The sequence below is a fragment of the Acinetobacter sp. YH01019 genome (genome assembly GCF_013420285.1).
GTDB lineage: Bacteria > Pseudomonadota > Gammaproteobacteria > Pseudomonadales > Moraxellaceae > Acinetobacter > Acinetobacter gandensis.
In genome coordinates this window covers 20,714-44,427 of record NZ_VOYM01000020.1, presented here as the reverse complement: position 1 = coordinate 44,427, position 23,714 = coordinate 20,714, and the positions used below count along the sequence as shown (strand labels likewise).

The 23,714-nt window shown below is 40.8% G+C and carries 22 protein-coding genes and 1 pseudogene; 6 read left to right on the top strand and 17 right to left on the bottom strand.

Annotated elements, in window-relative coordinates; all coding sequences use genetic code 11:
- Window positions 1-179 precede the first annotated feature (179 nt).
- From ligA to FTT84_RS07115, 5 genes are all read right to left on the bottom strand, one after another.
- A complete protein-coding gene (gene ligA, locus FTT84_RS07135) occupies window positions 180-2,210 on the bottom strand; it encodes an NAD-dependent DNA ligase LigA (protein WP_180080624.1) in 2,031 nt (676 codons plus the stop codon).
- Window positions 2,211-2,308: 98 nt separating this feature from the next.
- The gene (locus tag FTT84_RS07130; RefSeq protein WP_067761855.1) at window positions 2,309-3,337 is read right to left on the bottom strand and encodes a cell division protein ZipA C-terminal FtsZ-binding domain-containing protein; all 1,029 of its coding nucleotides are present in this window, start codon (window positions 3,335-3,337) and stop codon (window positions 2,309-2,311) included.
- A gap of 1 nt (window position 3,338) precedes the next feature.
- Window positions 3,339-6,791, bottom strand: a complete 3,453-nt coding sequence (gene smc, locus FTT84_RS07125; protein ID WP_180057283.1) for a chromosome segregation protein SMC — start codon at window positions 6,789-6,791, stop codon at window positions 3,339-3,341.
- Between the two features lie 10 nt (window positions 6,792-6,801).
- The gene (locus FTT84_RS07120) at window positions 6,802-7,497 is read right to left on the bottom strand and encodes a GntR family transcriptional regulator (protein WP_067761860.1); all 696 of its coding nucleotides are present in this window, start codon (window positions 7,495-7,497) and stop codon (window positions 6,802-6,804) included.
- A gap of 146 nt (window positions 7,498-7,643) precedes the next feature.
- Complete coding sequence (locus FTT84_RS07115; RefSeq protein WP_067761862.1) at window positions 7,644-8,456, bottom strand: sulfite exporter TauE/SafE family protein; 813 nt, start codon at window positions 8,454-8,456, stop codon at window positions 7,644-7,646.
- 29 nt (window positions 8,457-8,485) lie between these two features.
- Between FTT84_RS07115 and FTT84_RS07110 the strand changes: the two genes are divergently transcribed.
- The 3 genes from FTT84_RS07110 (at window position 8,486) to FTT84_RS07100 (ending at window position 10,913) form a co-directional block, all read left to right on the top strand.
- On the top strand, window positions 8,486-9,241 hold the full coding sequence (locus FTT84_RS07110) for a biotin--[acetyl-CoA-carboxylase] ligase (RefSeq protein WP_180080626.1): 756 nt from the start codon (window positions 8,486-8,488) through the stop codon (window positions 9,239-9,241).
- Window positions 9,242-9,265: 24 nt separating this feature from the next.
- Entirely contained in the window at window positions 9,266-9,994 is a 729-nt protein-coding gene (locus FTT84_RS07105) for a type III pantothenate kinase (protein WP_180057281.1), read from the top strand.
- A gap of 241 nt (window positions 9,995-10,235) precedes the next feature.
- Window positions 10,236-10,913, top strand: a complete 678-nt coding sequence (locus FTT84_RS07100) for a hypothetical protein (RefSeq protein ID WP_067761868.1) — start codon at window positions 10,236-10,238, stop codon at window positions 10,911-10,913.
- A gap of 42 nt (window positions 10,914-10,955) precedes the next feature.
- Here FTT84_RS07100 and FTT84_RS07095 read toward each other — a convergent pair whose 3' ends face one another.
- Window positions 10,956-11,549, bottom strand: a complete 594-nt coding sequence (locus FTT84_RS07095) for an alpha/beta hydrolase (RefSeq protein ID WP_067761871.1) — start codon at window positions 11,547-11,549, stop codon at window positions 10,956-10,958.
- Window positions 11,550-11,760: 211 nt separating this feature from the next.
- Complete coding sequence (gene ffh / locus FTT84_RS07090) at window positions 11,761-13,164, bottom strand: signal recognition particle protein (RefSeq protein WP_067761873.1); 1,404 nt, start codon at window positions 13,162-13,164, stop codon at window positions 11,761-11,763.
- A gap of 138 nt (window positions 13,165-13,302) precedes the next feature.
- Between ffh and FTT84_RS07085 the strand changes: the two genes are divergently transcribed.
- On the top strand, window positions 13,303-14,112 hold the full coding sequence (locus tag FTT84_RS07085) for an inner membrane protein YpjD (protein WP_067761875.1): 810 nt from the start codon (window positions 13,303-13,305) through the stop codon (window positions 14,110-14,112).
- A gap of 158 nt (window positions 14,113-14,270) precedes the next feature.
- Here FTT84_RS07085 and FTT84_RS07080 read toward each other — a convergent pair whose 3' ends face one another.
- The gene (locus tag FTT84_RS07080; protein WP_067761877.1) at window positions 14,271-14,480 is read right to left on the bottom strand and encodes a cold-shock protein; all 210 of its coding nucleotides are present in this window, start codon (window positions 14,478-14,480) and stop codon (window positions 14,271-14,273) included.
- A gap of 445 nt (window positions 14,481-14,925) precedes the next feature.
- Here FTT84_RS07080 and FTT84_RS07075 point away from each other — a divergent pair, with 445 nt between their 5' ends.
- Window positions 14,926-15,858 carry a tRNA-dihydrouridine synthase gene (locus FTT84_RS07075; protein ID WP_180057279.1) on the top strand — a complete coding sequence of 311 codons (933 nt, stop codon included), beginning with the start codon at window positions 14,926-14,928 and terminating at the stop codon, window positions 15,856-15,858.
- 32 nt (window positions 15,859-15,890) lie between these two features.
- Here the strand turns inward: FTT84_RS07075 and FTT84_RS07070 are convergent, their stop codons facing one another.
- The 9 genes and pseudogenes from FTT84_RS07070 to rpe form a co-directional block, all read right to left on the bottom strand.
- Window positions 15,891-16,259 (bottom strand): SseB family protein, encoded by a 369-nt coding sequence (locus FTT84_RS07070; protein WP_180057277.1) that lies wholly within the window; start codon window positions 16,257-16,259, stop codon window positions 15,891-15,893.
- Between the two features lie 63 nt (window positions 16,260-16,322).
- Window positions 16,323-16,940 (bottom strand): annotated as a pseudogene (locus FTT84_RS07065) (nuclease-related domain-containing protein).
- An 83-nt stretch (window positions 16,941-17,023) separates the two neighbouring features.
- Window positions 17,024-17,506 carry a methylated-DNA--[protein]-cysteine S-methyltransferase gene (locus FTT84_RS07060; protein ID WP_180057275.1) on the bottom strand — a complete coding sequence of 161 codons (483 nt, stop codon included), beginning with the start codon at window positions 17,504-17,506 and terminating at the stop codon, window positions 17,024-17,026.
- A gap of 40 nt (window positions 17,507-17,546) precedes the next feature.
- Window positions 17,547-17,864, bottom strand: coding sequence for a quaternary ammonium compound efflux SMR transporter SugE (gene sugE, locus FTT84_RS07055; protein WP_180057273.1), 318 nt, complete (start codon window positions 17,862-17,864; stop codon window positions 17,547-17,549).
- A 58-nt stretch (window positions 17,865-17,922) separates the two neighbouring features.
- On the bottom strand, window positions 17,923-18,240 hold the full coding sequence (locus FTT84_RS07050) for an SMR family transporter (protein WP_180057270.1): 318 nt from the start codon (window positions 18,238-18,240) through the stop codon (window positions 17,923-17,925).
- 323 nt (window positions 18,241-18,563) lie between these two features.
- The gene (locus tag FTT84_RS07045) at window positions 18,564-19,547 is read right to left on the bottom strand and encodes a copper resistance protein B (protein WP_180191837.1); all 984 of its coding nucleotides are present in this window, start codon (window positions 19,545-19,547) and stop codon (window positions 18,564-18,566) included.
- Window positions 19,534-21,324 (bottom strand): copper resistance system multicopper oxidase, encoded by a 1,791-nt coding sequence (locus tag FTT84_RS07040; protein WP_180080630.1) that lies wholly within the window; start codon window positions 21,322-21,324, stop codon window positions 19,534-19,536. The genes FTT84_RS07045 and FTT84_RS07040 overlap by 14 nt, the downstream gene beginning before the upstream one ends.
- A 47-nt stretch (window positions 21,325-21,371) precedes the next feature.
- Window positions 21,372-21,887: a hypothetical protein gene (locus tag FTT84_RS07035; protein WP_180057264.1), complete on the bottom strand. Its 516-nt coding sequence runs from the start codon at window positions 21,885-21,887 to the stop codon at window positions 21,372-21,374.
- 626 nt (window positions 21,888-22,513) lie between these two features.
- Window positions 22,514-23,200 carry a ribulose-phosphate 3-epimerase gene (rpe, locus tag FTT84_RS07030; protein ID WP_180057262.1) on the bottom strand — a complete coding sequence of 229 codons (687 nt, stop codon included), beginning with the start codon at window positions 23,198-23,200 and terminating at the stop codon, window positions 22,514-22,516.
- Between the two features lie 177 nt (window positions 23,201-23,377).
- Here rpe and FTT84_RS07025 point away from each other — a divergent pair, with 177 nt between their 5' ends.
- Window positions 23,378-23,683 (top strand): DUF2218 domain-containing protein, encoded by a 306-nt coding sequence (locus FTT84_RS07025; protein ID WP_180080632.1) that lies wholly within the window; start codon window positions 23,378-23,380, stop codon window positions 23,681-23,683.
- Window positions 23,684-23,714: the final 31 nt, after the last annotated feature.

Sequence of the window (23,714 nt, the reverse complement as noted above, 5' to 3'; positions counted from 1 at the left end):
GAATAATTCAAGTGAATTTGTTTGAAAGAAGAACTTTAAAAGCTTTATTTTCACCCGATAAAATACCCATAAAACAAGAGGAAGCTCAAATGAGCTTCCTCTTGTGAAAAATTGTGGGACAGCAATGATCGCTATGCCTCTTTTTATCTTCACTTAAACCACCAATAATTCTTCAGGATTTATCCATTATGCTGCTGAACAAAAATGATAAATTCTTGCTCTGTCATCACCGGTACACCTAACTTTTCAGCTTTCTCTAATTTAGAGCCTGCTTTCTCACCTGCTACCACACATTTGGTTTTACTCGATACACTACCACTTACACGGGCACCTAGAGCTTGCAGCATTTGAGTTGCTTCATCACGCCCCATGCTACTTAATGTTCCTGTAATGACCCAACTTTCACCATTCAATGGTTGGCGTGTTGGTGCAATCGGTGCATCCCAGTGAATCCCAGCGGCGAGTAAACGATCTACTACTTCCAGGTTATGCGGTGCTTGGAAGAAGTCGACAATCCATTCTGCGGTGATATCACCCACATCAGGTGTCTTTTTCAATGCATCTAAGTCTGCATGACGAATTGCATCAAATGTTTGGAAAGTATTCGCAAGCATACGTGCTGTCGTTTCACCGACACCTCGAATACCGAGTGCATAAATAAATGCCCCCAAAGTAGTTTTCTTACTGTTTTCAATGGAATCAATTAGATTTTGTACTGATTTTTCACCCATTTTTTCAATGGTCAATAACTTTTCACGGTGCTCATGCAGGCTGTAAATATCCGCAACATCTTTAAGTAAATCGAGATGTAATAATGACTCAGCCCAGCGATCACCTAAACCTTCAATATCCATGGCTTTACGTGAGACAAAGTGGCGAATCGCTTCAATACGTTGTGCTGCACAGTACAAACCGCCTGAGCAACGTGCCAATGCTTCACCTTCAGGCATTACCACAGGTGAAGAACAGACAGGACAACATTCGGGCAATTGAACTTCAACTGTTTCTACAGGTCGAAATTCAGGCCAAACTTTTTCCACTTTGGGAATCACATCACCACTACGGTAAACACTCACGGTATCGCCTACACGGACATCTAGGCGATGAATTTCACCGATGTTATGCAATGTCACATTAGACACTGTTACACCGCCGACCGCGACTGGATTTAAACGTGCGACTGGCGTTAATGTCCCAGTACGCCCTACTTGCCAATCAATATTTTCAACTGTTGTCAATGCTGCCACGGCTGGAAACTTATAAGCGGTTGCCCAACGTGGTTCACGGCTTAAAAAACCTAAAGTCTGCTGCTGTTTCAAGCTATTGACCTTAATCACCATGCCATCAATTTCAACACTGAGGCTTGGGCGATCAATAATCATTTGTTCATAAGCTTTTTGTACGTCTTGAATGTTGTCGCAAATAAAATGACGCTCACCCACGGCAAAGCCAAATTGTGTCAACCACTCAAGACTTGCAGACATGGTGCTTTGCCCATGATTTGGTTCACACTGTGCAATACCATAGGCATAAAATGCCAAAGGGCGTGATGCTGCTATGGCAGGATCGAGCTGACGTAAACTCCCTGCTGCTGCATTACGCGGATTTGCAAATATTTTCTCGCCTTTTGCTTCATTTTCAGCATTAAGCTTTTCAAAACCCGACTTTGGCATGAGCACTTCACCACGAACCTCTAACAAAGTTGGTATCTCAGTTTCGTTTGAAGTCAACACTTGTGGCAAGTTGCGAATGGTTTTGACGTTTTGCGTAATATCTTCGCCTGTTTCACCATCACCACGGGTAACACCGCGGATCAAAATACCATTTTCATACCACAGTGAAATCGCCAGGCCATCGAACTTTAACTCGACATCATATTCAATTTTTTGATTGGGTAAGCGCTCTTCTGCGCGGCGTGCAAAGGCAAATAAATCTTCAGCATTAAAAACGTTGCCCAATGACAACATCGGCACGGCATGCGTCACCGACTCAAATTTGGATAGCGCTTTACCACCTACTTTATTGGTCGGGCTATCGGGTTGAGTTAGCTCAGGATATTGTTCTTCAAGTGCTTTTAATTGGTGAAATAATTGATCGTATTCACTGTCCTCAATTTCTGGCGTATCCATCACATAATACGCATGGTTATGCTTCGCCAAAAGTTGAATCAGTTGTCGCATCTGTGCAACGACAGTGGATTGTTGTGTCATATATTCACCATAAAAAAGGGCGGTTCTGATTCCGCCCTAATATTTCATTTTCTGTCGCTATTATAGAAATCCACTCGGTGAGTTTCAATCTTCGACCATTAAACTTCAATGGCTTGACCTTGACGATAATCAATTGCTTGATGACGCCAGTGTTCACGCATTTGCGGTGTGAACTCTTGGTTATTTTGGTCGTAGACCGTACCATCAATTTCACGAGCAATCAGACGTGCGATGCTATCCATGGTATCAAAGGCATTTTGCACATCGCTGTGTGGTAATGCCAAGAAGAATGCCAAACCTTTGACTTCTTCCGTTGATAACGTTTCAAGATCAAAACCGGCCGGAATACCATCACTATTCATCTGTAATACAGAGAACAATAATTTATTACCTTCTTCATCATAACGATGGAAACACGCCATTTCACCATAACGTAGACCGTATTTAAGTAAAACTTTTAGCGCTTTTTCACCAGATAACGCGCGGCTATCTGGGAATACATTTAGCGCAATATAAGTTTCGGCAGTCGCTAAAGCACTTTCTTCATCCACAATTTTTTGTTCATGTAGATGCGCATCTAAAATACTGCTTTCTTCATCAAAATCGCTGATTTCTGCTTTTTCAATGTTGCTGTTCACACTAAATTCAGGTGCTTTTTCTGCAACTAATGAATCCTCAGACGGCTCAAGTTTTGTAGTTTCTGCTTGAACTTCAATTTGCGACTTATCAAGCGTTGTTTCAGCAACCTGATCTAAATCCACTTTATCAACAACAGTTTCTGACTTTTCTAATGCAGCTTCGACAACTTCTGATTGAATAGCCTCCACAGATGCAGCAGCTTTCGGTTCAAGGCTTTCAGTTTTATCTTCTTGTGCCACTTCAACAGCTTTTTCATCCGACACTTGCGCAGCTTGTTCAGTCAACGTAGGTTCAACACGTGCTGTTTCCGCCGCTTGTAATTGGCTACGTACATGACGAGGGATCACAGGCTGTTGACTGTCAGGGTCGATATGCAATTCTGAATCTAAGGATGGGGCTGCGTCAGCAGGCTTACGAAACATCATTCGAATGCCCACGACCATAATAATAACCGCTATTACAATCCCTACGATTGTGGTGATTTCCATGTTATGCCTCCGCAGCTAAACCGTATTCTTTGGCCTGCTCAATATTAACAGTCACTAGTTTTGAAGTTCCTGGTTCTGGCATGGTCACACCCAACAGATCCGTCGCCATTGTCATTGCTAGTTTATTGTGTGTAATGTAAATAAATTGCACTTGTTCGGAAAGTTCTTTTACAAGATTACAAAATCTTCCTACATTGGCATCATCTAAAGGTGCATCTACTTCGTCTAAAACGCAAAAAGGGGCTGGATTTAAACGGAATATTGCAAAGACCAATGCCAATGCTGTTAATGCTTTTTCACCACCCGATAACAATGCCAAAGAACTGTTTCGTTTACCCGGTGGTCGAGCCATTAGTTTTACACCCGATTGCCAGCCATCTTCAAGGCTTAAACTTGCTTCACCACCATTAAATACTTTAGGGAACAGTTCTTGTAATTCTGCATTAACCTTATCAAAGGTGGTCATGAATAACTTACGTGTTTCCTGATCAATGCTTTTCATAGCCGCTTGCAACTGCTCAACAGTTTTTTGCAAATCATCAATTTGATGACTCAGATCTTCAAAGCGCTTCGCAACTTCTGTGTATTCCTCAGCTGCTGCCAAATTGACTGCGCCTAATTTATCAAACTGCTGTTGGGCTTTTTCAAGCTTCTGCTGATGTGATGCGACATCAATGCTTAGACCAGTCAGCATCTCACTATTCATTTCTTTCAATTGTTCTGAATAATGCTGCAGATCCGACTGTGCTGACTGCCAAGCCAGACGCTTTTCTTCCAACTGTGTGCGCAGCTTTTCATCTTGTTGCTGATGTGAGTGACGCTGCTCAGTCAATGTCTGCTGCTTGGTCTGTACATTATTCAGTTCGAGCTGCCAATCATTCCAAGTTTTTTGCAAACGTTCAGTGATTTGAGCCTGTTCAGAATACTGCGACTCGAGTGCCGGTAATTCAAGCTGTACAGGATCAACAAACTTCTTCGCCTGTTCCATTTGCCCCAAAATTTGTTGGGTTTGTGCTTTTAAAAACACAGCATCTTTTTCCAACAATTCAATTTGCTGTTTGGTTTGTACGGATTGACGGCGCACAATTTCCAATTCTTGCTGGTTATGTAGAACCACTTGTTGTGCTGACTCTAAATTTCCAGTCAACTCTTCCACTTGAAACTGCAAGGTTTTGTAGTTTGGTAAGGCTTGCTCAAGCTTCATATTCAATGCATGCAGATCAATTTCTAGATCATCTTTTTGCATGGCATCTTCTTCAAGCTGCTCTTCCAGTTGTTGCAATTGATCTTGCAATTGTTGCTTTTGCAAAGCAAAAGCTTGGTTTGAGCTTTGAACTTTGGTAATTGCCAAATCAAGGTTTTGACTGTCTTTTTGCCATGTCTTGAGTTGGTTTTGCTGTTGCTGCAAGTGTTGTTGTAAGTCCTGTACAGCTTGCTGCAACTCAGGTAAAGCTACTTCTGCTTGTTCAAGCTGCGGCTGTAGCACAGACAATGAGGTTGTCAATTCATCCAAGCGAATGCGGTGGCTCAGCGCACCCTGTCCGGCTTGACTGTCTTCGTCATAGTCCAGGCCAATCACCCAGTCCTGCCCCACGTGATAACCATCTAACGTTAAAATGGATTGACCTGATTGCAACTGCGCTTGATGCCGCATGGCTTGGTTTAAAGTCTCAGCCACTGCGACCTGCTGCCAAATTGAATATTGTGGCGCTTCGATCCATGCAGCAAGTGGTGTTAAGTCACAAATTTGACTATGTGACTGATTCGATTGTGCTTTAAGCTGTCGTGCCACGCTGTCTTGAAATGCGTCGTCCGATTCTAAGACTTGGGCATTTAGCCATTTGGCTAAGAATTTTTCCACCAACTGTGCATGAACTTTGCCTTGCGCCGTCAGTTTTAAGCTTTGCATTAAACGTTGACGCTGGCTTTGCTGCTTCGGACTAGATTTGATTAACAGCTGATTCAGGTTTTTCTGTTCAGACAACAGTACCTGTATTTCAGATTTAAGCTGCATCACATTTTGTTTATGCTGAGCCTGCTGTTCTTGTGCCGCAATCAATTTAACTTGAAGATCAGTAATCAACTGCTCTTGCTGTGCTACCTGTTGCTGTAATTGCTGTTTGTCTTGTTCATAATGTTCAAGCTCATCTTGCTGGGCTTGGTTCTGAATTTGACCGCGTTGCTGTTGTAGCGTTTCCCGTTGCTGTTCAATGCGACTAATATTTTTGGTGAGTTGCTCACTTTGTGCCAACATTTGCAGTTTTTGTTGTTGCTGTTTCTCAACTTGAGTACGTACTAATTCAAACTGCTGTGTAGCTTGTTGCTGCTGTGCTTTTAAGTCGGCAAGTTGCTGAGTGTGATCTTGAGTGCTGCTTTCTTGTTGCTGCAATTGCTCAGTGAACATATCTTGCTGTTCTTGCAAGGTTTCAAGTTGCAGTTCTAATAACTGTAAGCGCTCTTTGGTTTGGGCTTTTTGTTTTTCTAGCTCTACTAAACTTGCTGAATTTTGTGCAAATAAACCTTGTTTTTGCTCCAAGGTCATTTTCAATTCAGAAAGCTTTTTTTCTGCTTGTTGCCATTCACTTTGTAGCGGCGTCGATTGTTGAATCAAACGTTGGAACAGAGCACTGGTTGAGGTCAAATCATGTTCTAAGGTATTCAACTCAGAGCGTACTAATTTAAAAGTTTCGCCCAGTTCCGTCATTTGTACGGTGTATTCTTGCTGCAAACGGGTACTTTGCTCACATTGAAAGGACAGTACTTCAATTTTAATTGTGCGAATCTGGGTTTCGAGTTCTTTGTATTGCACCGCAGTTTCTGACTGGCGCTTTAGGGTCTTTAGCTGAGATTTTAACTCTGCGGCAATATCTTCCAAACGTTCAAGGTTTTGCGTGGTGTGCTCAAGGTGCAATAACGTTTCACGTCGGCGTGCTTGATAACGTGACACACCCGCAGCTTCTTCAATATAGACCCGCATTTCTTCAGGCTTGGCATCGACCAAACGGTTAATCATGCCCTGTTCAATAATTGCATATGAACGCGGACCTAAACCTGTCCCCAGAAAAATATCGGTAATATCACGACGGCGGCATTTGGTGCCATTTAAGAAATATTCAGACTTACCATCACGGTTAACCTGACGACGCACTGCCAGTTCATTATAGGCATTATACGCCCCACCGAGCTTGCCATAGGTATTATCAAAGCGCAGTTCAACACTTGCCACACCGACAGGCTTACGCTTTGCTGTGCCCGTAAAAATAACGTCCTGCATGGTACCACCACGCAATTGGCGGGCGCTTGATTCACCCATGACCCAACGAATGGCATCAATCACATTAGATTTACCACAGCCATTCGGGCCAACAACCGCACTACGGTTGCCTTCAAATTTTAATGTTGTGCTGTCGGCAAAAGATTTGAAGCCGGAAAGTTTTAAGCTGCTTAAACGCATAGTGTCCTGATCAACGGCGTGAACGTCTCGCCCACGCTAATTCGATTTGTTTCATCCGTGTTAGTGATTCCAACACAAGGTTGCGTAAGTGTCGACAAAAATCTTCCATAAATAAAGTAGCCTGATGTGTTTTTCTGATTAAAACCGCATCAGTTACCAATTTAAATAAATCATAAGATTCTTGCAGTTCTCGCCTTGAAATATTCAGCGTTAAAAAATAACTTCTTCGGAGTGAAGGCAATAACTCTTGGTAATAACGCATGAGGTAGGCATTGCCAACCATTTCGTGCTGACGAGCCATACCCTGAAAGATCAAATCATAAAACTTTTCAGTATTGCCTTGGCGGGTTTCAACTTCTAATTGCTCAAGTAATAGCTGAATGCGCTCTGCTTCATGGCTACGCCAAGTTTCAGCCATACGGTGAACAATTTGCCCCAACAATAAAGAAGCAATATCGAATAAAGATCGCACTTGTAAGGCCGACATTTCCGAAACCAACGCACCACGACGTGGATATATTTCAATCAACTGGGTTCTTTCTAGAATCAAAAGGGCTTCACGAACAGAGCCTCGACTCACATCCAATTCTGCGGCAATGCGCAATTCTTGAATACGCTCACCTTCCACCAACTCTCCGCGAATAATCTGTTCGCCGATATGTTTGGCAATTTGTTCTGATAAACTGTCCGCTTCTTGTTGTTGCATACTATTCCTGTCTTGTTTTTATAAGATGCAATGCTGAGATTTAACTCAATCATGCTGCATTAAAAACGATTTACAGGTCAGATGAATATGACATTGTCGGACAATCTTGTGTCTTAAAAGCCAATCCTTGGCAATTTAAACCGTCCTTATACTAAAAATTGCTGAAACCCTTGGTAAACAAAATAACATCCCACCGTCGTTAATAAACACGCAAAACAACGTTTTAACATGAATGGCGAAAGCATATGTGCGACTTTCGCACCGAGTTTTGCAGTCATAAAACTCATCACGCTAATACCAATAAAAGCATAAATATGTACATAACCCATAGTATTTGGAACTTCAACCTCGGACTGATGACCAAACCACATAAACCCGAGCGCGCCAGCAATCGCGATAGGTAAACCACACGCAGCTGAGGTCGCAACCGCTTTTTGCATCACCACACCATTTTTATTTAAGTAAGGCACAGTTAAACTGCCCCCACCAATACCAAAGATTGCCGATGCAACACCAATTCCCCCACCTGCTACCATTTGCATTGTGGTTGATGGTAATTGTTTAGACGGATCGACAGGTGTCGCTGCACCCAAAAACATTTTTACAGCAACCCAAAGTGCAAACACACCAATTAATAATTGTAAGCCCTGTCCGGACATCACATCCGCAATACCAGCACCTAAAAATGAGCCAATGACCAAGCCTGGTGCGAGATTCCGAAATACCTTCCACATCACCGCACCTTTTTTATGATGCGCTGAGACGGAACTAAATGACGTGACGATAATCGTCGCTAAGGAGGTACCCACCGCCATGTGCATAATCACACTCGGATCATATTGAAGCTGAGTAAAAACGATGTACAAAATGGGCACAATAATCAGGCCACCACCAACGCCAAACAGCCCTGCTGCAAAACCAGCGATTGCGCCGATGAGCAAATATATGATTAACTCCATCACAATTATTCCACAACTCTCAGATTCAAATGGATTTAGAGACTAGACATTTACAAGACTTACTTCGCACAACACCCCTGCCACCTGAGGTGCTACTGCTTAAACCGATTACTACATCAACCAATGACGACGTGCGCGAAATTGCCAAAAAAGGCATTCAGCATGTATTGGTGTGTAGTGAGCAACAAACGCATGGTCGTGGTCAACGTGAACATCAATGGGTCTCACCCGTTGGTAATATCTATTTAAGCACATTGCTGAATTTACAGACAGCGATAGATGGCCGCCTCGCACTTGAAATCGCCTTAAATATCCTGCAAATGCCAAGCTTGCAAAATTTGAACCTGCAAGTGAAATGGCCAAATGACTTGTATAGCCCATTAGGTAAATGGGGCGGTATTTTGGTTGAACCCTTATCAAATACCCAAGTTATTGTCGGTGTTGGGATGAATTTATATCCCGTTCCAAAAGCAGGCATCGAACAACGCGCAAGCTCTTTATCAGAACTGGGCATGGCTTCCCCGAATCGCTTAAAGCTCATTGCTGAACTCTATGAGGCGATTCAACAAGCAGGCGAATGGTTTAATCACAATTGCTACAACCTTGCTGCACGTTTCAATCACCATGCTGCATTTATGCAGCAAGCCGTTGCGCTGGAACATTTGCAAGGCATCAGCCAAGGATTGTTTTTGGGCATCGAAAATGATGGCTCGATCAATATACAAACATCCCAAGGCTTAGAAAATCACTTCCAAGGACGTTTACGTCTTTCGGATTGCCATTAAATTCACAGGCGTAAAGGTAAGCTTATGAAAAAATTATGGCTCGATGTCGGCAATACACGTCTTAAATATTGGATTACACAGCATGATCAAATTATTGAGCATGCTGCCGAACTGCACCTGCAATCCCCTGCGGAACTTTTGCTGGGTTTAATTCAACATTTTAAAAGTCAAAATATAGATCAAGTCGGCATCTCCTCTGTACTCGACAAAAAAAATAACGATCGTATCCAAAAGATTTTGAAATTTTTAGCTGTTCCCGTCACGATTGCCAAAGTGCATGCCGAATATGGAGGCTTGCGCTGTGCCTATGAGGATACCAGTAAATTTGGTATTGATCGTTGGCTACAAATGCTCGCTGTGGTGAAAGACCCAACACTAAAATATTGCGTGATTAGTTGTGGTACTGCGCTCACAATCGACCTGACAGACGGTTTACAGCATTTAGGCGGTTATATCTTGCCAAATCTGTATTTGCAGCGCGACTCCCTCATTCAAAATACCAAGGGAATTAAAATTCCTGATGCGACTTTTGATGAACTTTCACCGGGTAAAAACACCATAGATGCGGTACATCACGGCATTTTATTAGGCTTAGTCAGTACGATTGAAAAAGTTCTTGAAAAGTACCCTAGTAAATTGATTTTAACAGGCGGTGATGCTTCGCTCTTTGCCCGCTATTTAGAAAAATATCAACCAGATATTGAAGCTGACCTACTGTTACGTGGCTTACAAAGTTACGTCAACGCACATTAATATTACTTAATATTCTTGTTTAATTTTGAACAATGAATGTGTGAAAAAGCAGCCGCATTAGGCTGCTTTTTACATTTGTTTATCGCAATACATCAAAAGCCTTCATTTACAAACTGTATCTCAATTGACGCCCTTTTTTTATTCAAGCCTTTACAATAAACCACGATAATCATTGATTTATCACACACTTTATAATTTTAAAACGTCTTGACCAACATAATATAAGACTAAGAGCATCTACATGAAATTAAAAAACTTATTGGGCTTAGGCGTACTCGCTTCAGCATTATTATTTAGCGGTTGTTCAACAACACAAAACCTAGCCAGCACCAAACTTCCTGCCGACATCAAATCTCAACTCACTACAAATCAAGCAATTTTAGGTTACTTCGGTAAAGAAGATAATCCTGAATATTGTGGTTGCGTTTCATATATCGACTCAAGTTATTACATGAAACCAGTAGAAGATGGTTTTTACCGTGTATTACTCGGGCGTAATGCCGCTGGTGATTTCTTAGTACAAGACTTTTATCAAGAGACCAAAACCCCACAATCCTCAGCAAGCTGGGTCAAAGATCCGTTAAAACTGTTTAGTTTCAACGGCGAAGATGTGGAAGGCCCTGTGACCTTATACCGTAAAAACGGCAAGGTGGAATCGACCTTTACTATTGAAGATGGCAATTATGTAAAAGGTGAGGAGTTTTATCCTAATGGTAAACGCGGTGCTGCTTACACGGCAGATGCTCAAGGAAACTTGGCATATACCCTATGGTATCCATCTGGTCAAAAAGCCACTGAATATGTGGTCGATTTAGATGATGAATATGTGGGTGCGTATAAAGCGTGGAAAGAAGATGGTACAGCAGCAGATGACCAAATTGATGAGATCCGCGAAAATATTTCGAATGCATTAGAATAATCTGCATAAAGTAAAAAGGCGCATACTGCGCCTTTTTTATACTTAAGCAGAAAGTAATGGGTGCAAAATATCCCAAAGTTCAGGAATTTCTGAAAATCCATCTTTTGCCATAAAGTGTCCTGCATCCTTGACTTCATAAAGTTGTGCATTGATAAAGCTACTTAATTGTATAGATGCAGGTGGTGGCACAATCGGATCGTTAGAAGATATAAAGCTGATCGCAATCGGCATATGTATCTGCAAAACCCCACTGTCCATCCGCGCTTTTTTTATAAATTCATTTAGTTCAGGCTTCACTGCTAAGGTTGCTTTAAAACCTGATACAAAAATACCTGCCTTAATTTTGGCATTATGTTGCTGAAAATATTGATTCAAATAATGCAGCACCGTTAAACAGCCCAAGCTGTGTGCAATAACAATCGTGTTTTCATCCAAAATAGGCATTTGTAAGGCTAGAAATTTCTGCCAATCATCAAAATTTGGTTGATCAGCATTGGCCAAAACAATACGTTTCGATAAATGGCCTGCATTTTGTAATTTACGACTTAGCCACGGATACCAATGATCATTCGGTGAGGCATCATGGCCATGAATGATATAAACCTTTTTGTGCTCTGGCTGCAGATGTGTGTTCATGTGTAAGTTCTTATTTTAGCCTTTTTCAACGACATAAAGTCAGTTTCTAATTAGCTCATTTTGTCTGCGTATCTCCCTACGAACTCAATAACTTTTTGGCGAATATTTGTAATTATTTAATTTGGGAACTAGCAAGCTTACAGCAGTAAATCGCTGACATAAAAAAAGCGCCCAAGGCGCTTTTTTTATGTCTAGAACCAGTTAGATAAACTTATTTATCTTTACCGCCAAACAACGGGCCCATGCCACCGCCGCCGCCGAACTGTTTTTGCATACCGCTTAATGATTTCATCATTTTTGCCATACCTGACGGATTAGCAAACTTCTTCATCATCTTCGCCATTTGTGCATGTTGTTTAATAAGTTTGTTGACTTCAGAAACATCCATACCACAGCCTGCAGCAATACGTTTTTTACGGCTAGGGTTCATTAAGTCTGGATTGCGACGTTCTTTAATGGTCATCGATTGAATAATCGCTTCCATTTTTTTCACTTGCTTCTCAGGATTCGCTTGCGCAATCGCATCCTGAAGGCCAGCATTACTCATACCAGGCAACTTATCTAAGAAGCCCATCATGCCGCCCATTTTATTCATTTGTTCAAATTGCATCAGCATATCTTCAAAGTTGAAGCTACCGCCTTTTTGCAATTTTTTCGCCATTTTTTCGGCTTTTTCTTTGTCGACTTTACGTTCAAGTTCTTCGACCAAAGAAAGCACGTCACCCATACCCAAAATACGTTGTGCAACACGTTCAGGGTGAAATGGTTCAAGGGCATCGAGTTTTTCACCCATACCCAAGAATTTAATTGGCTTACCAGTAATTGCACGTACTGAAAGTGCCGCACCACCACGTGCATCACCATCAGTTTTGGTTAGGATCACACCCGTTAATGGCAACGCATCGTTAAAGGCTTTTGCCGTATTTGCAGCATCCTGACCAGTCATGGCATCAACCACGAACAAGGTTTCAGTTGGCTTGATTGCCGCATGCAGCTCTTTAATTTCATCCATCATTTCGTCGTCTACGTGTAGACGACCTGCTGTATCGACAATCAGTACATCAGCAAATTGGATTTTTGCTTGCTCGATTGCACGATTCGCAATGGTAATGGGTTTTTCATCAGGACTAGATTCAAAGAAAATCGCACCGACTTCACCTGCTACGGTTTGAAGCTGTTTGATCGCGGCTGGACGGTAAACGTCGGCAGAAACCATTGCGACTTTTTTCTTTTGACGTTCTTGTAAGAAGCGTGCCAATTTTGCTGCAGTCGTTGTTTTACCCGCGCCTTGCAAACCTGCAAGAAGCACAACCACAGGAGGTTTTGCTGCTAGGTCAAGGCTTTCATTCGCCTCCCCCATCATTTTGGTCAATTCATCATGAACGATTTTGACGAATGCCTGCCCCGGTGATAACTGAGTCATCACTTCTTGACCCAATGCCTCTTCCTTAACTTTCGCGATAAATTCACGAGTTACAGGTAACGCCACATCGGCTTCAAGAAGTGCCATACGTACTTCACGTAACGTATCTTTAATATTGTCTTCGGTTAGCTGCCCTGAGCCAGTAACATTTCTTAAACTCTGCGTGAGTCGTTCTGTTAAGGTATCAAACATTGCAAATTCCGCTTAAAATAGCCATGAGCAAAAAATTGTTTCTTAAAATAGAAAATTTATGCATAGAATGCTATAGGATACTTTAGTTCTTGCAGAATTTATATAAATGAATATTCATCATCCTGAAAAAGGTTTGACATGATCAGTCTCCCCTTGGTTTATACGATCTTAGCATTAATCGCTTATACCACTTCTTTTTGGTATTTATTCAGCCATTTGATGTCTAAACGTGTACCGAACCATTGGTTAATTGGTGTAGTGCTTGGCTTAGGCATGTTGCTACATGCAGGCGTTTTATATAACGACATGATGACACCATCAGGTGTTAATTATGATGTGTTTAACTTGATGTCTTTTACATCAGGTTTAATGCTTTTTCTCAGTTTAATTTTTAGTACCTATCGCCCTGTTCTTGCAATGAATTTGCTCGGTATTCCTGTGGCAGCAATGGGTTTAATATTGGGTTTTGCCTTTAGTAAACAAAATCAGTTTATTGAACAGCACTCTCTCGGCTTAGATGTTCACATTATTTTGTCGCTTTCCGCATATGCCGTATTGCTCATGGCAACCATTCAAGCTGTGATATTACGTTTTCAGGATCGTGAACTGAAAAACAAACAAAAAAAGCGTGTTTGGGTCAGCTTGCTACCCTCGTTCCAAGCTATGGAATCTTTACTGTTTGACTTATTGATTGCCGGCTTTGCGCTATTGACCTTTGCTTTAGGCTTCGGTTTCTTCACCATTGATAACTTCTTTGCACAACATTTAGCCCATAAAACTGCGTTCAGTATTATTTCGTGGTTTGTGTACGGCGCCTTATTGATTGGACACTATCGCTTTGGTTGGCGTGGTCAAAAAGCGATTCGCTTTACTATTATTGGTTTTTGCTTGTTGGCTGTTGGCTTTATTGGTTCAAAGTTTATCTTGGAAATGGTATTGGGCCGCTAACTAGCATTTATTGTTATTCAAACGATATATTTTAAGGGAGTTATTTACTCCCTTTTTTACTGCCTCAAATTTGTCTAGTTGTAGTTAAAGTTATACAACTCAATAAATTTTAGGCATAAAAAAAGCGCGAATCGCGCTTTTTTTTCATTACGTCTAAATTATAGAGCAACGATGTTTACAGCATTCGGGCCTTTTTGACCTTGAGCGATGCTGAAAGAAACCTTTTGGCCTTCTTGCAAAGTTTTGAAGCCAGAACCAGTGATTTCGCTGAAGTGAGCGAAAACGTCAGGACCGTTGTCTTGTGCAATAAAACCGAAACCTTTAGTTTCGTTGAACCATTTAACTGTACCAGTAACTGTATTAGACATAATAATACCTATTAATTTGTTGATTTAGCCATTGGATGATGACTGACTATAACTTTGAAAATAATAAAGAATTGAACTTCATCTCTGAAAAAACGAAGGATTATGACTAACACTGCGATACTTAAAGAAAATTTACGAAACAATACTTTTTTTCTAGTTGCAGCTATCATACATGAAATCTTAGATTATTCAAGTGTCATATATGTCGTTGATTCCATTTAAAAACAACGAAGTAAATCATATTCTAATTCTTACTATCCTCATGTATTTCATCACATTATTATTTAAATTTCATGTCAGTTAAATTCTACTTTCGCAGTAGAGATCTGTTCATTTTCAGAAAAATTTATACTTTTTAACAATTTTATCTACTAACCGATTACAACCTAGACAGCATGCTTAAAAACACGTATAACACCGTTTTTCTTTTTCTGGCAGTGTCACTGTGAAACTTGTACTTGCACCCATGGAAGGCTTAACCGACCCAATTATGCGCGATGTTTTAACGCATGTGGGGAGTTTTGACTGGTGTGTAACTGAGTTCATACGTGTCACGGACTCTGTGCTGCCGGATCACATTTATCATAGTTACTGTCCTGAACTGTTACATGATGGCAAAACTGCTGCTGGTACGCCTGTACATGTACAATTCTTAGGTAATAATCCAACCATGCTTGCAGCTAATGCTGTTCGTGCAGTTGAACTCGGTGCTCCGGCTATTGATATGAACTTCGGTTGCCCTGCTAAAACAGTGAATCGACACCGCGGTGGTTCCGTGCTACTAGATGAACCAGAAGTTGTTTATGAACTGGTTAAAGCTGTGCGCGATGCTGTCCCAAGTCATATTCCAGTTTCAGCAAAAATGCGTCTAGGCTACATGGACCGTAACTTTACTTTAGAAAATGCACATGCCATTGAAGATGCAGGCGCAGCATGGGTAACCGTTCATGCAAGAACAAAGGCAGATGGTTATACCCCACCAGCTTTTTGGGATCAGTTACAACCCATTCGTGAAGCCTTAAAAATCAATGTGATTGCCAATGGCGAAATTTGGAACAATGCAGATGCCAAGCAATGTCAATTAGAATCAGGCTGTGAAGACCTGATGATTGGCCGTGCTGCTGTCACTACCCCTGACATTACCCAGTGTATTCGCCAAAATACTGACCAACCCTTAATTACATGGCATGAATTATTAGGCTTACAAATTCGCTTCTTAAATGGTTCATACAAAAAAGAAATGAATATGGTCGGTCGCTATAAGCAGTGGCTAGGAATGATGTCAAAGCACTACCCTGAAGCCAAAATCCTTTGGGATGAAGTAAAACGCGTTAAGCCTTTGGATGAAATTGTCGAAAAGCTTAAAGCGGGTATGTAACCATGTTTAAACCTTTGTTTGTACTTAAACAATCAAAGGTTTTTTTGTTTTGCGAACTCTAAAATTGCCTCAACTTCTTCAGCTAAAAACTCTTTTGGATGTTCTGAGAGTGGATTCATAACTAAAGTTGCGCCTTTGGTAATCGTAAATAACTTTTCCGCATTGATCATGACAAATTCAGCGTCAAGTCCAACATCTTGCTGCAACATAGCTAAATTTAAAAAGAATGGAATAGCTCGTTCCCCATCATCAGTTTGCATGAGTTGAAAATGTAACTGCTGATTTTCATCTCTTTCACCTAAACAGAACACTTGAGTATTCAACAATTGCTGATAGAAATCTTGGTATTGTTCCGGATGATCGGAGGTTGTTTCATAGAGCTGTTGAAGGGAATTTTGCATTTTTAATGTCCGACGAATTATTGTAATAAAAATGATCACTTAAAATTTAAGAATACACCATGATTAAGAATCATGCCGCTGCTTTAAGTTCTCTACATGTTGACGATTAGTTTTCCAAGACTTTTCCAAAATTTCTTTTTCTAATCTGAGTTGGACACGCTTTAATTTCATAGGTGAAATTACGGATTGTTTGTAAGTTTTTACATAATCTGTCTAATCTGCTCCACGAAAAACATTTGAGGGCATGTCTGTCTTAAATACAGCTTCGGGCATAAATACAATGACTGTATGTATAAACTCCTTATCCAAAATATCAGCTAAAATCTTTTCAAGCGCTTTCATATGTTTATAATTTTGATGGATCGGGTTTTGAAACTTAAAGCTTTGCTTATAAATTTTTTGAGTCCATTGTTTTTGACGCTCAGTACCAAAAATCCACCCTTTATAATTTTTGGTTTCTATAACAAAAATGCCATAAGGACTCAAAAGAATATGATCAATTTGCGTAGTCCCACTTTCGATATCAGGCAATGTCAAATCATTCAGAAGTATGTAATCACCTTTTAGATAAAGTTTGACATGCGCTGCTACAGCAAATTCACCTATTTTTCCTTTTAAAAAAGGTTTAAATACTTTTATTGCACCTAGAATTAATAAGACAGGAATCACCCACCACAGCATTGAAATTAGCGGTGCAAATATTTGGCTGATGTTCATTTATCAAATCTTTTTGTAATTTATTATTCGCAAATATACATGCTATTTTATTGTAATTTCTCAATTTTCAATAAAATATCTTTATTTTCTAAACCACCTGCAAAACCTACCAACTTACCATTCGCACCAACGACGCGATGACATGGTGCAATAATTGAAATTGGATTTTTTCCATTGGCCGCACCTGCCGCACGAACTGCCTTTACATTACCAATCTGTTCAGCAATTTGTTTGTAACTGCGGGTTTCACCAAAAGGAATGGTTAATAGCGCTTGCCACACTTTTTGCTGAAATTCCGTGCCAGAAAAATCGAGCGGCAAGTCAAATATTTGACGTTTTCCCGCAAAATATTCATTCAATTGCTTGGCTGTTTTAAGCAAAATCGGATGTTTGTGATCTTCAACTAAACTCGCTAAGCGCACACGATCAGGCTTTTCATTTTCCCATAGCACTGCAACCAAAGCGGTTTCGTTTGCAACCAATTGTAGCTGTCCTACAGGAGAGTCTAAATATTGATACGACAATTGCATCACGGCCACCAGCTTTATTGAAAAGTTCAGTTTAGATTATTCAGGACGATGATAATTTCATCAAGACTAATCCTGAAATAATCAGTACCGCAGCCAACATCCGCATTGCATTTGCTGGCTCACCAAGCACCACAATACCCAAAACAAATGAACCGACCGCACCTATGCCTGTCCAAACTGTATAAGCCGTGCCTAATGGCAAACTTTTCATGGCATAAGACAATAATGCAAAACTCGCTATCATAAAGACTATGGTGAGAATACTCGGTGTTAATTTGCTAAAACCGTCAGACACTTTCATGCAATAGGCCCAAACAACCTCAAGCAATCCAGCCACAATCAATAACATCCACGCCATTTTCTATACCCATAAAAAAAAGCACAAAAGCGCGAAACACTTTTGTGCGATTTAAATATTAACTTGAAGATAATTTCATTAAGATCAATCCTGAAATAATCAAGACTGCTGCCAACATCCGCATCGCTGTCGCGAGTTCACCGAGGATAAAAATCCCCACCAAAAATGAACCTATCGCACCGATACCCGTCCAAATAGTATAGGCAGTTCCCAAGGGCAAGGTTTTCATAGCATAGGCCAATAAACCAAAACTTAGGATCATAAAAAATAATGTGATTAAACTCGGGCCGAGTTTTGTGAAGCCTTCAGACAGCTTCATTGAATAAGCCCAAATAATTTCAAAAATACCCGCGAAAACAAGAACAATCCAGGCCACGATGCCTTCCTCCATAGTAGAGTCAGGTCGTCCTGACGATTTTTCTTGCCCCTTCGATAGAAGGTTAAAGGGAGGTCGTTCCTCCTGTGATGTTAGCCAGTATAGCAAATTTGCTGAATTTTAGGGCAACGCTTACAATTTTTGACCATTTTTAGTGCTTTGAATACGTTTTGATTACTATGCGCGCCCTGCTTTCGCTCCAAATAAAAGCAGTTCATGCGTTTAACCGTATTTTTCGCCCATTTAAACCCAAAAAAGCACCATGAACATTCATTCATGGTGCTTCGATTTAATTAAAATCGTTTAAGTCGGGTAGCCGTGATTTAGAACTTCATTCGAACGCCTGCACCATACCACCAATCGGCTTCACTATCGGTCTTGGTTTGCCATGCCGTTTGCTTATCGCCTTTTTCATAGTGATAAGCAATGTCGACAAAAGGCATTATTTTCTTGCTAATTTCGTAGCGTGTTTCTACACCGAGCCAAACATCATTTAAGCCTGTCTTTTGGGCATAACGTGAGTCATCGCTAAATACCACATTCATATTTAAATAAGGCTGCGTAATTAGCTTTTGTGTCAGCAAAATATCGCGTTCAGTTTCCAAAGAAAAACTGACTTGATTATCCTGCCCGACAAAAAGATATGCATCGGTTTCAAAAAAATACGGCGCTAAACCGTGCAAACCTAAAGCTGCGTCATAACGTGATTTATCGTTGCTATGCTTTTGATCATAACGATAGCGTACGCCCACCTGCACATCCCAAAAATCAGAAATCATGCGGCTATACATCGCCTGCGCAGCATAATCTGCTTTGGCTGATTCTGCTTTATCGGCATGTAGCTTTAAAAACAGTTTGTTTTCATCCGTGCCAATGTGGCTTTCTAACTCGGATTTTAAAAGCCCTTCCCCATCAGAATTGCTAAGCCAGCGACTATCAATTTCTGTGGATTGATATATTTGACCGCCGTGTTCTTTACGATGGTCTGCCGTATGCACATGCTTTTCTGTTGATGCAATCAGCAGCTCGACAGCATGTTCAGCATGTTCAGCATGTTCAGCATGTTCAGCATGTTCAGCATGTTCAGCATGTTCAGCATGTTCAGCATGTTCAGCATGTTCAGCATGATTGATTTGAGCGGAATCTGTGAAAACGTCTTTGGCCAAATATTGCATATCAGACATGTCTCTCATCTGATGTGATGACATGTGTGTATCGGTATGTTCGCCCATCGCCCACAATGTTGAGGTCATGCTGCCCAAAGCAAGTGTTACAGCTGACAACTTGAAGGATTTAATGATGCGCATGTGAAGCCTCCGCTGTGTTCGCTGCTGGCTGGATTGGTTGTGCTGAAGAATTAGCCACATTTGCCACAATCAATTTATTCATCATGCCTGCAGACATGTGATACAGCAGATGGCAATGAATCGCCCATTCGCCCAATTCATTTGCAGTTAACAATGCTGTGACAGTTTTTCCTGGCGGCACAATCACCGTATGTTTGTTCGGCATTTCAGAAGAGGCTTGACCATTTTCTAGCTGCATAAACATGCCATGCAAATGCATCGGGTGCGCCATCATGCTGTCATTGACGAACTTCAATCGAATACGTTCGCCGTATTTGACTTTTAGCGGTTCAGCCTCACTGAATTTTTTACCATTCATCATCCATAAATAACGCTCCATGGTTCCGCCTAGGTGAATCACTAAATCTTGTGTCGGTTCACGGGTGTCAGGCTGCGCTTGCAAAGATTTTAAATCGCTGTATTGCAGTGCTTTATCACCGACAGGTGTTGACGCATTGGCCCACCCCATCACGGATGGTTCCGGCTTTGGCTTATTATTTTTAGCGACTGAGTGATGTACAGCATAATCTAGTGCAATTGCTTGATGATTCATTTTCGAACGATCTATGTTAGGCATCGCATCATGCTTCATTTTAGAGTGATCCGTATTTGGCATCACATCATGATTCATTTTAGAATGATCTGTACTAGACATACTGCCATGTCCCATATCTTCCATTGTCAGTAGCGCACGAGGACGTGCTTCCGGCATATGAATTCCCGCATGCTGCGGCTGAGTTTCATCATGCAAAGTGCCGATGGCAAAACCGCTTCGGTCAATTGACTCTGCTTCAATCTGATAATGCGCTGCTTTAGGCTGTACAATCACATCGTAAGTTTCCGCAGCACCAATGCGGAACTCATCCACTGGCACAGGCTTAACCGGTTGACCATCAGCACTGACCACAGTCATTTTTAAGTTTGGAATACGTACATCAAAAAATGACATTGCAGCAGCATTTACAAAGCGTAAACGCACTTTTTCATTTGGCTTAAACAGACCTGTCCAGTTTTGTTCTGGCGTTTTACCATTGACCAAAAAGGTATAACCCGTCACATCGGACAAGTCCGTTTTCAGCATGCGCATTTGATTCCACATCGAACGGTCTTTCCAAGTACTTTTCAAACCGTCGCGTTTAATTTGCTTCAATACGTCTTTGGTGGTTTCCCGTTGATTTTGATAATACTCAGCAGATTTTTTCAGATTGGCTATGATCTGTGCGCTAGACGATTCATGAAAATCCGACAGCATGACCACATAGTCCTGCTGTGTATTTTCGTGGGCAGTAATTGGTTGTTTTCCTTTAGGGTAAATCACCAATGCGCCATACAAACCGTCTTGTTCTTGACCTTTAGAATGTGCGTGATACCAATAGGTGCCGCTTTGGCGAACTTTAAATTTGTAAGTGAAACTACCGTCTGGTTGTATTTCATTAAAACCATTAAAGCCAGGCACACCATCCATCAGACCGGGCAATAACAGTCCATGCCAATGCACCGAAGTATTTTGTTTTTTTAGCTGATTATGTACATGAATCACTGCATCATCACCTTCTTCAAACTCTAAAAGCGGTGCAGGAAATTGACCATTCACACTGATTTTCTTGACCGCTTTACCGGTCAGATTGATGGTCTTCTCATCAATATTTAGATGATATTCTTTGACTGCTGCAAATACCCATGATGGCGAAAGCAGACACACCCCAAGAATGAGGCTTGATTTAAATTGAATAGACATGTTTTAACCTTGTGTTGAATAACGAAATAAACGTCGTAAAACTCAGGTTAAATTTGAGGAGGCCGCAAAATTTCTTGCCAATGCCCTTTTAGATGTTGCGCTGTATATATGAATTTAGGTACATCATGATATTCCGTCATCGAGACCGCTTGAACGTTAACTAAAGCAGCATCCATCAATGACGAGCTGAACTGACAATGCCACAAAGCACAGTCCTGACAGTCCATCTGTTCCATATTAGATTGGCTTTGCAGATTCATTTCATCGCAATGAGCTGCTTGAGTTGTTGTATGTTCAAGTTCGGCTGTTTGATGATGCGAAGGTATAACATTGTGTTTAACAAGCGGCTGATGACAATCAGGCAAAATATGCGCTGAATCACCCTGCTGTTTGACCGATACTGTATCTGTCTTGGTATTCTGAGAAGTATTTTGTGCGGTTATCATTTCATTCATCATTTGCTGATGGATGAAATTTTGCTGTGCAGCAACCACACCGCTCCAACCAATGACAAATGCCATCAGTAAAGCAAAGCTGAGGTGCTTACGCAAAATTAAAAACAACCCTTACTCCTTTCATCATCAGTTAATACACATCGCTGACAATTAACTGTGGAATCGATGAAAATATCTCTGACTCATCATTCCGACTAGATCCTAATCATCACATATTCCCCATCATTTTGCACAACTTTCCTGTAAAGCTCAAAAAGGAATAAGAATTTGGCGTGCGACTTATGTCATATTACATCCATAATAAAACAGGAATTCGATCTGATTTTTTCAAAGCAACTTTTGACTTGACTTCCTTATTGAGCGATTTTGCCAATCGTGTTGAAAAGGAATCACTCATCTATCACGGATCAATTGTGCAGTTATTCACAATAATTTTAAATTTATATACTTCAACTGTTAACACGGTACTAATCGTTTAATTAAAACAATAAAGTTATATTTTAAACAGTACTTTTATTAACTGCAGGTTAATAAAAGTACTGAATTTAGCCACATACAGACAAATAAAAAGGACTCAATTGAGTCCTTTTTATACTTCTTACGTCTAAATATTAAACTATTGATGTGCAATCGTTTACAATTTATGCAACTTATCCATATAGTTATCGACATAGATATCCATATAGTTACTCACAAAGTTATCCACAATCGCACAATGACTTAGACCTCAGTTCTTAGACAGACTGAGCACCGGCTTTTGCCAATTCAGAACGCATTTCGTCAATTACAGCTTTATAATCAGGTTTGCCGAAAATCGCTGAACCAGCAACAAACATATCCGCACCCGCCTCAGCAATCTCACGAATATTTGCAGGTGTCACGCCACCATCAACTTCTAAGCGAATATCACGACCAGAAGCATCAATAATTTTGCGCGCTTGACGAAGTTTTTCTAAAGTCATTGGAATAAATTTTTGACCGCCAAAGCCTGGGTTAACGCTCATCAATAAGACTTGATCAACTTTATCCAATACATAATCTAAATAATGTAATGGTGTTGCTGGGTTAAAGACCAAACCAGCTTTAGCCCCACCCGATTTAATTAACTGCAGTGAACGGTCAATGTGATCTGTAGCTTCTGGATGAAAAGTAATGATATCCGCACCCGCTTCGAGGAAATCACCAATCATACGATCGACTGGTGAAACCATTAAATGCACATCAATTGGTGCTTTAATGCCGTATTTTTTCAATGCCTTACATACACCAGCACCAAAAGTTAAGTTTGGTACATAGTGGTTATCCATCACATCAAAGTGAACAACGTCTGCACCTGCTTCAAGAACATTTTCAACCTCTTCACCTAAGCGCGCAAAGTCTGCTGACAAAATTGAAGGAGCAATTAAGAATGACTTGGACATGGAAAGAACCTGGCTTTGAAAAGGTAATAATTATGCCATTATAACAAATAGTCGATAAAGGCGCTTGCTGCTAGGCTAGCGCTGACTATACAAATTTAGGCGATACACAACGTTGCATTTTTTTGCTTACATCAGCCCCCGTGACTTTGCTAAGTTATTACTCACCACAATAAAGACATGAATGATGAAAACGACTACAAAATTAGTACCCTACAATCGACACGTATTGCCAAACGCTTAGTCAATCATTGGAAACACAAATTTGACGTGAAGGAAACATTATCTGATTCAACACCTGTATTTCAGATACAGCTTCACGCAGCCCTTGTAACGCTTAGTCCACAACCTGAATTTCTAGATGTTTCTATCCTTAGCCAAGATGCATCTGCCGATTTAGAAAAATTAGAGAGTGTCGTGTTAGATCATTTAATTCGAATGGGACAAGAACCACTTGAAGCAAAATGGAAAAGAGACAGCGAATAAGGCTGTCTCTATTTGAATGATGCGTTTAAAT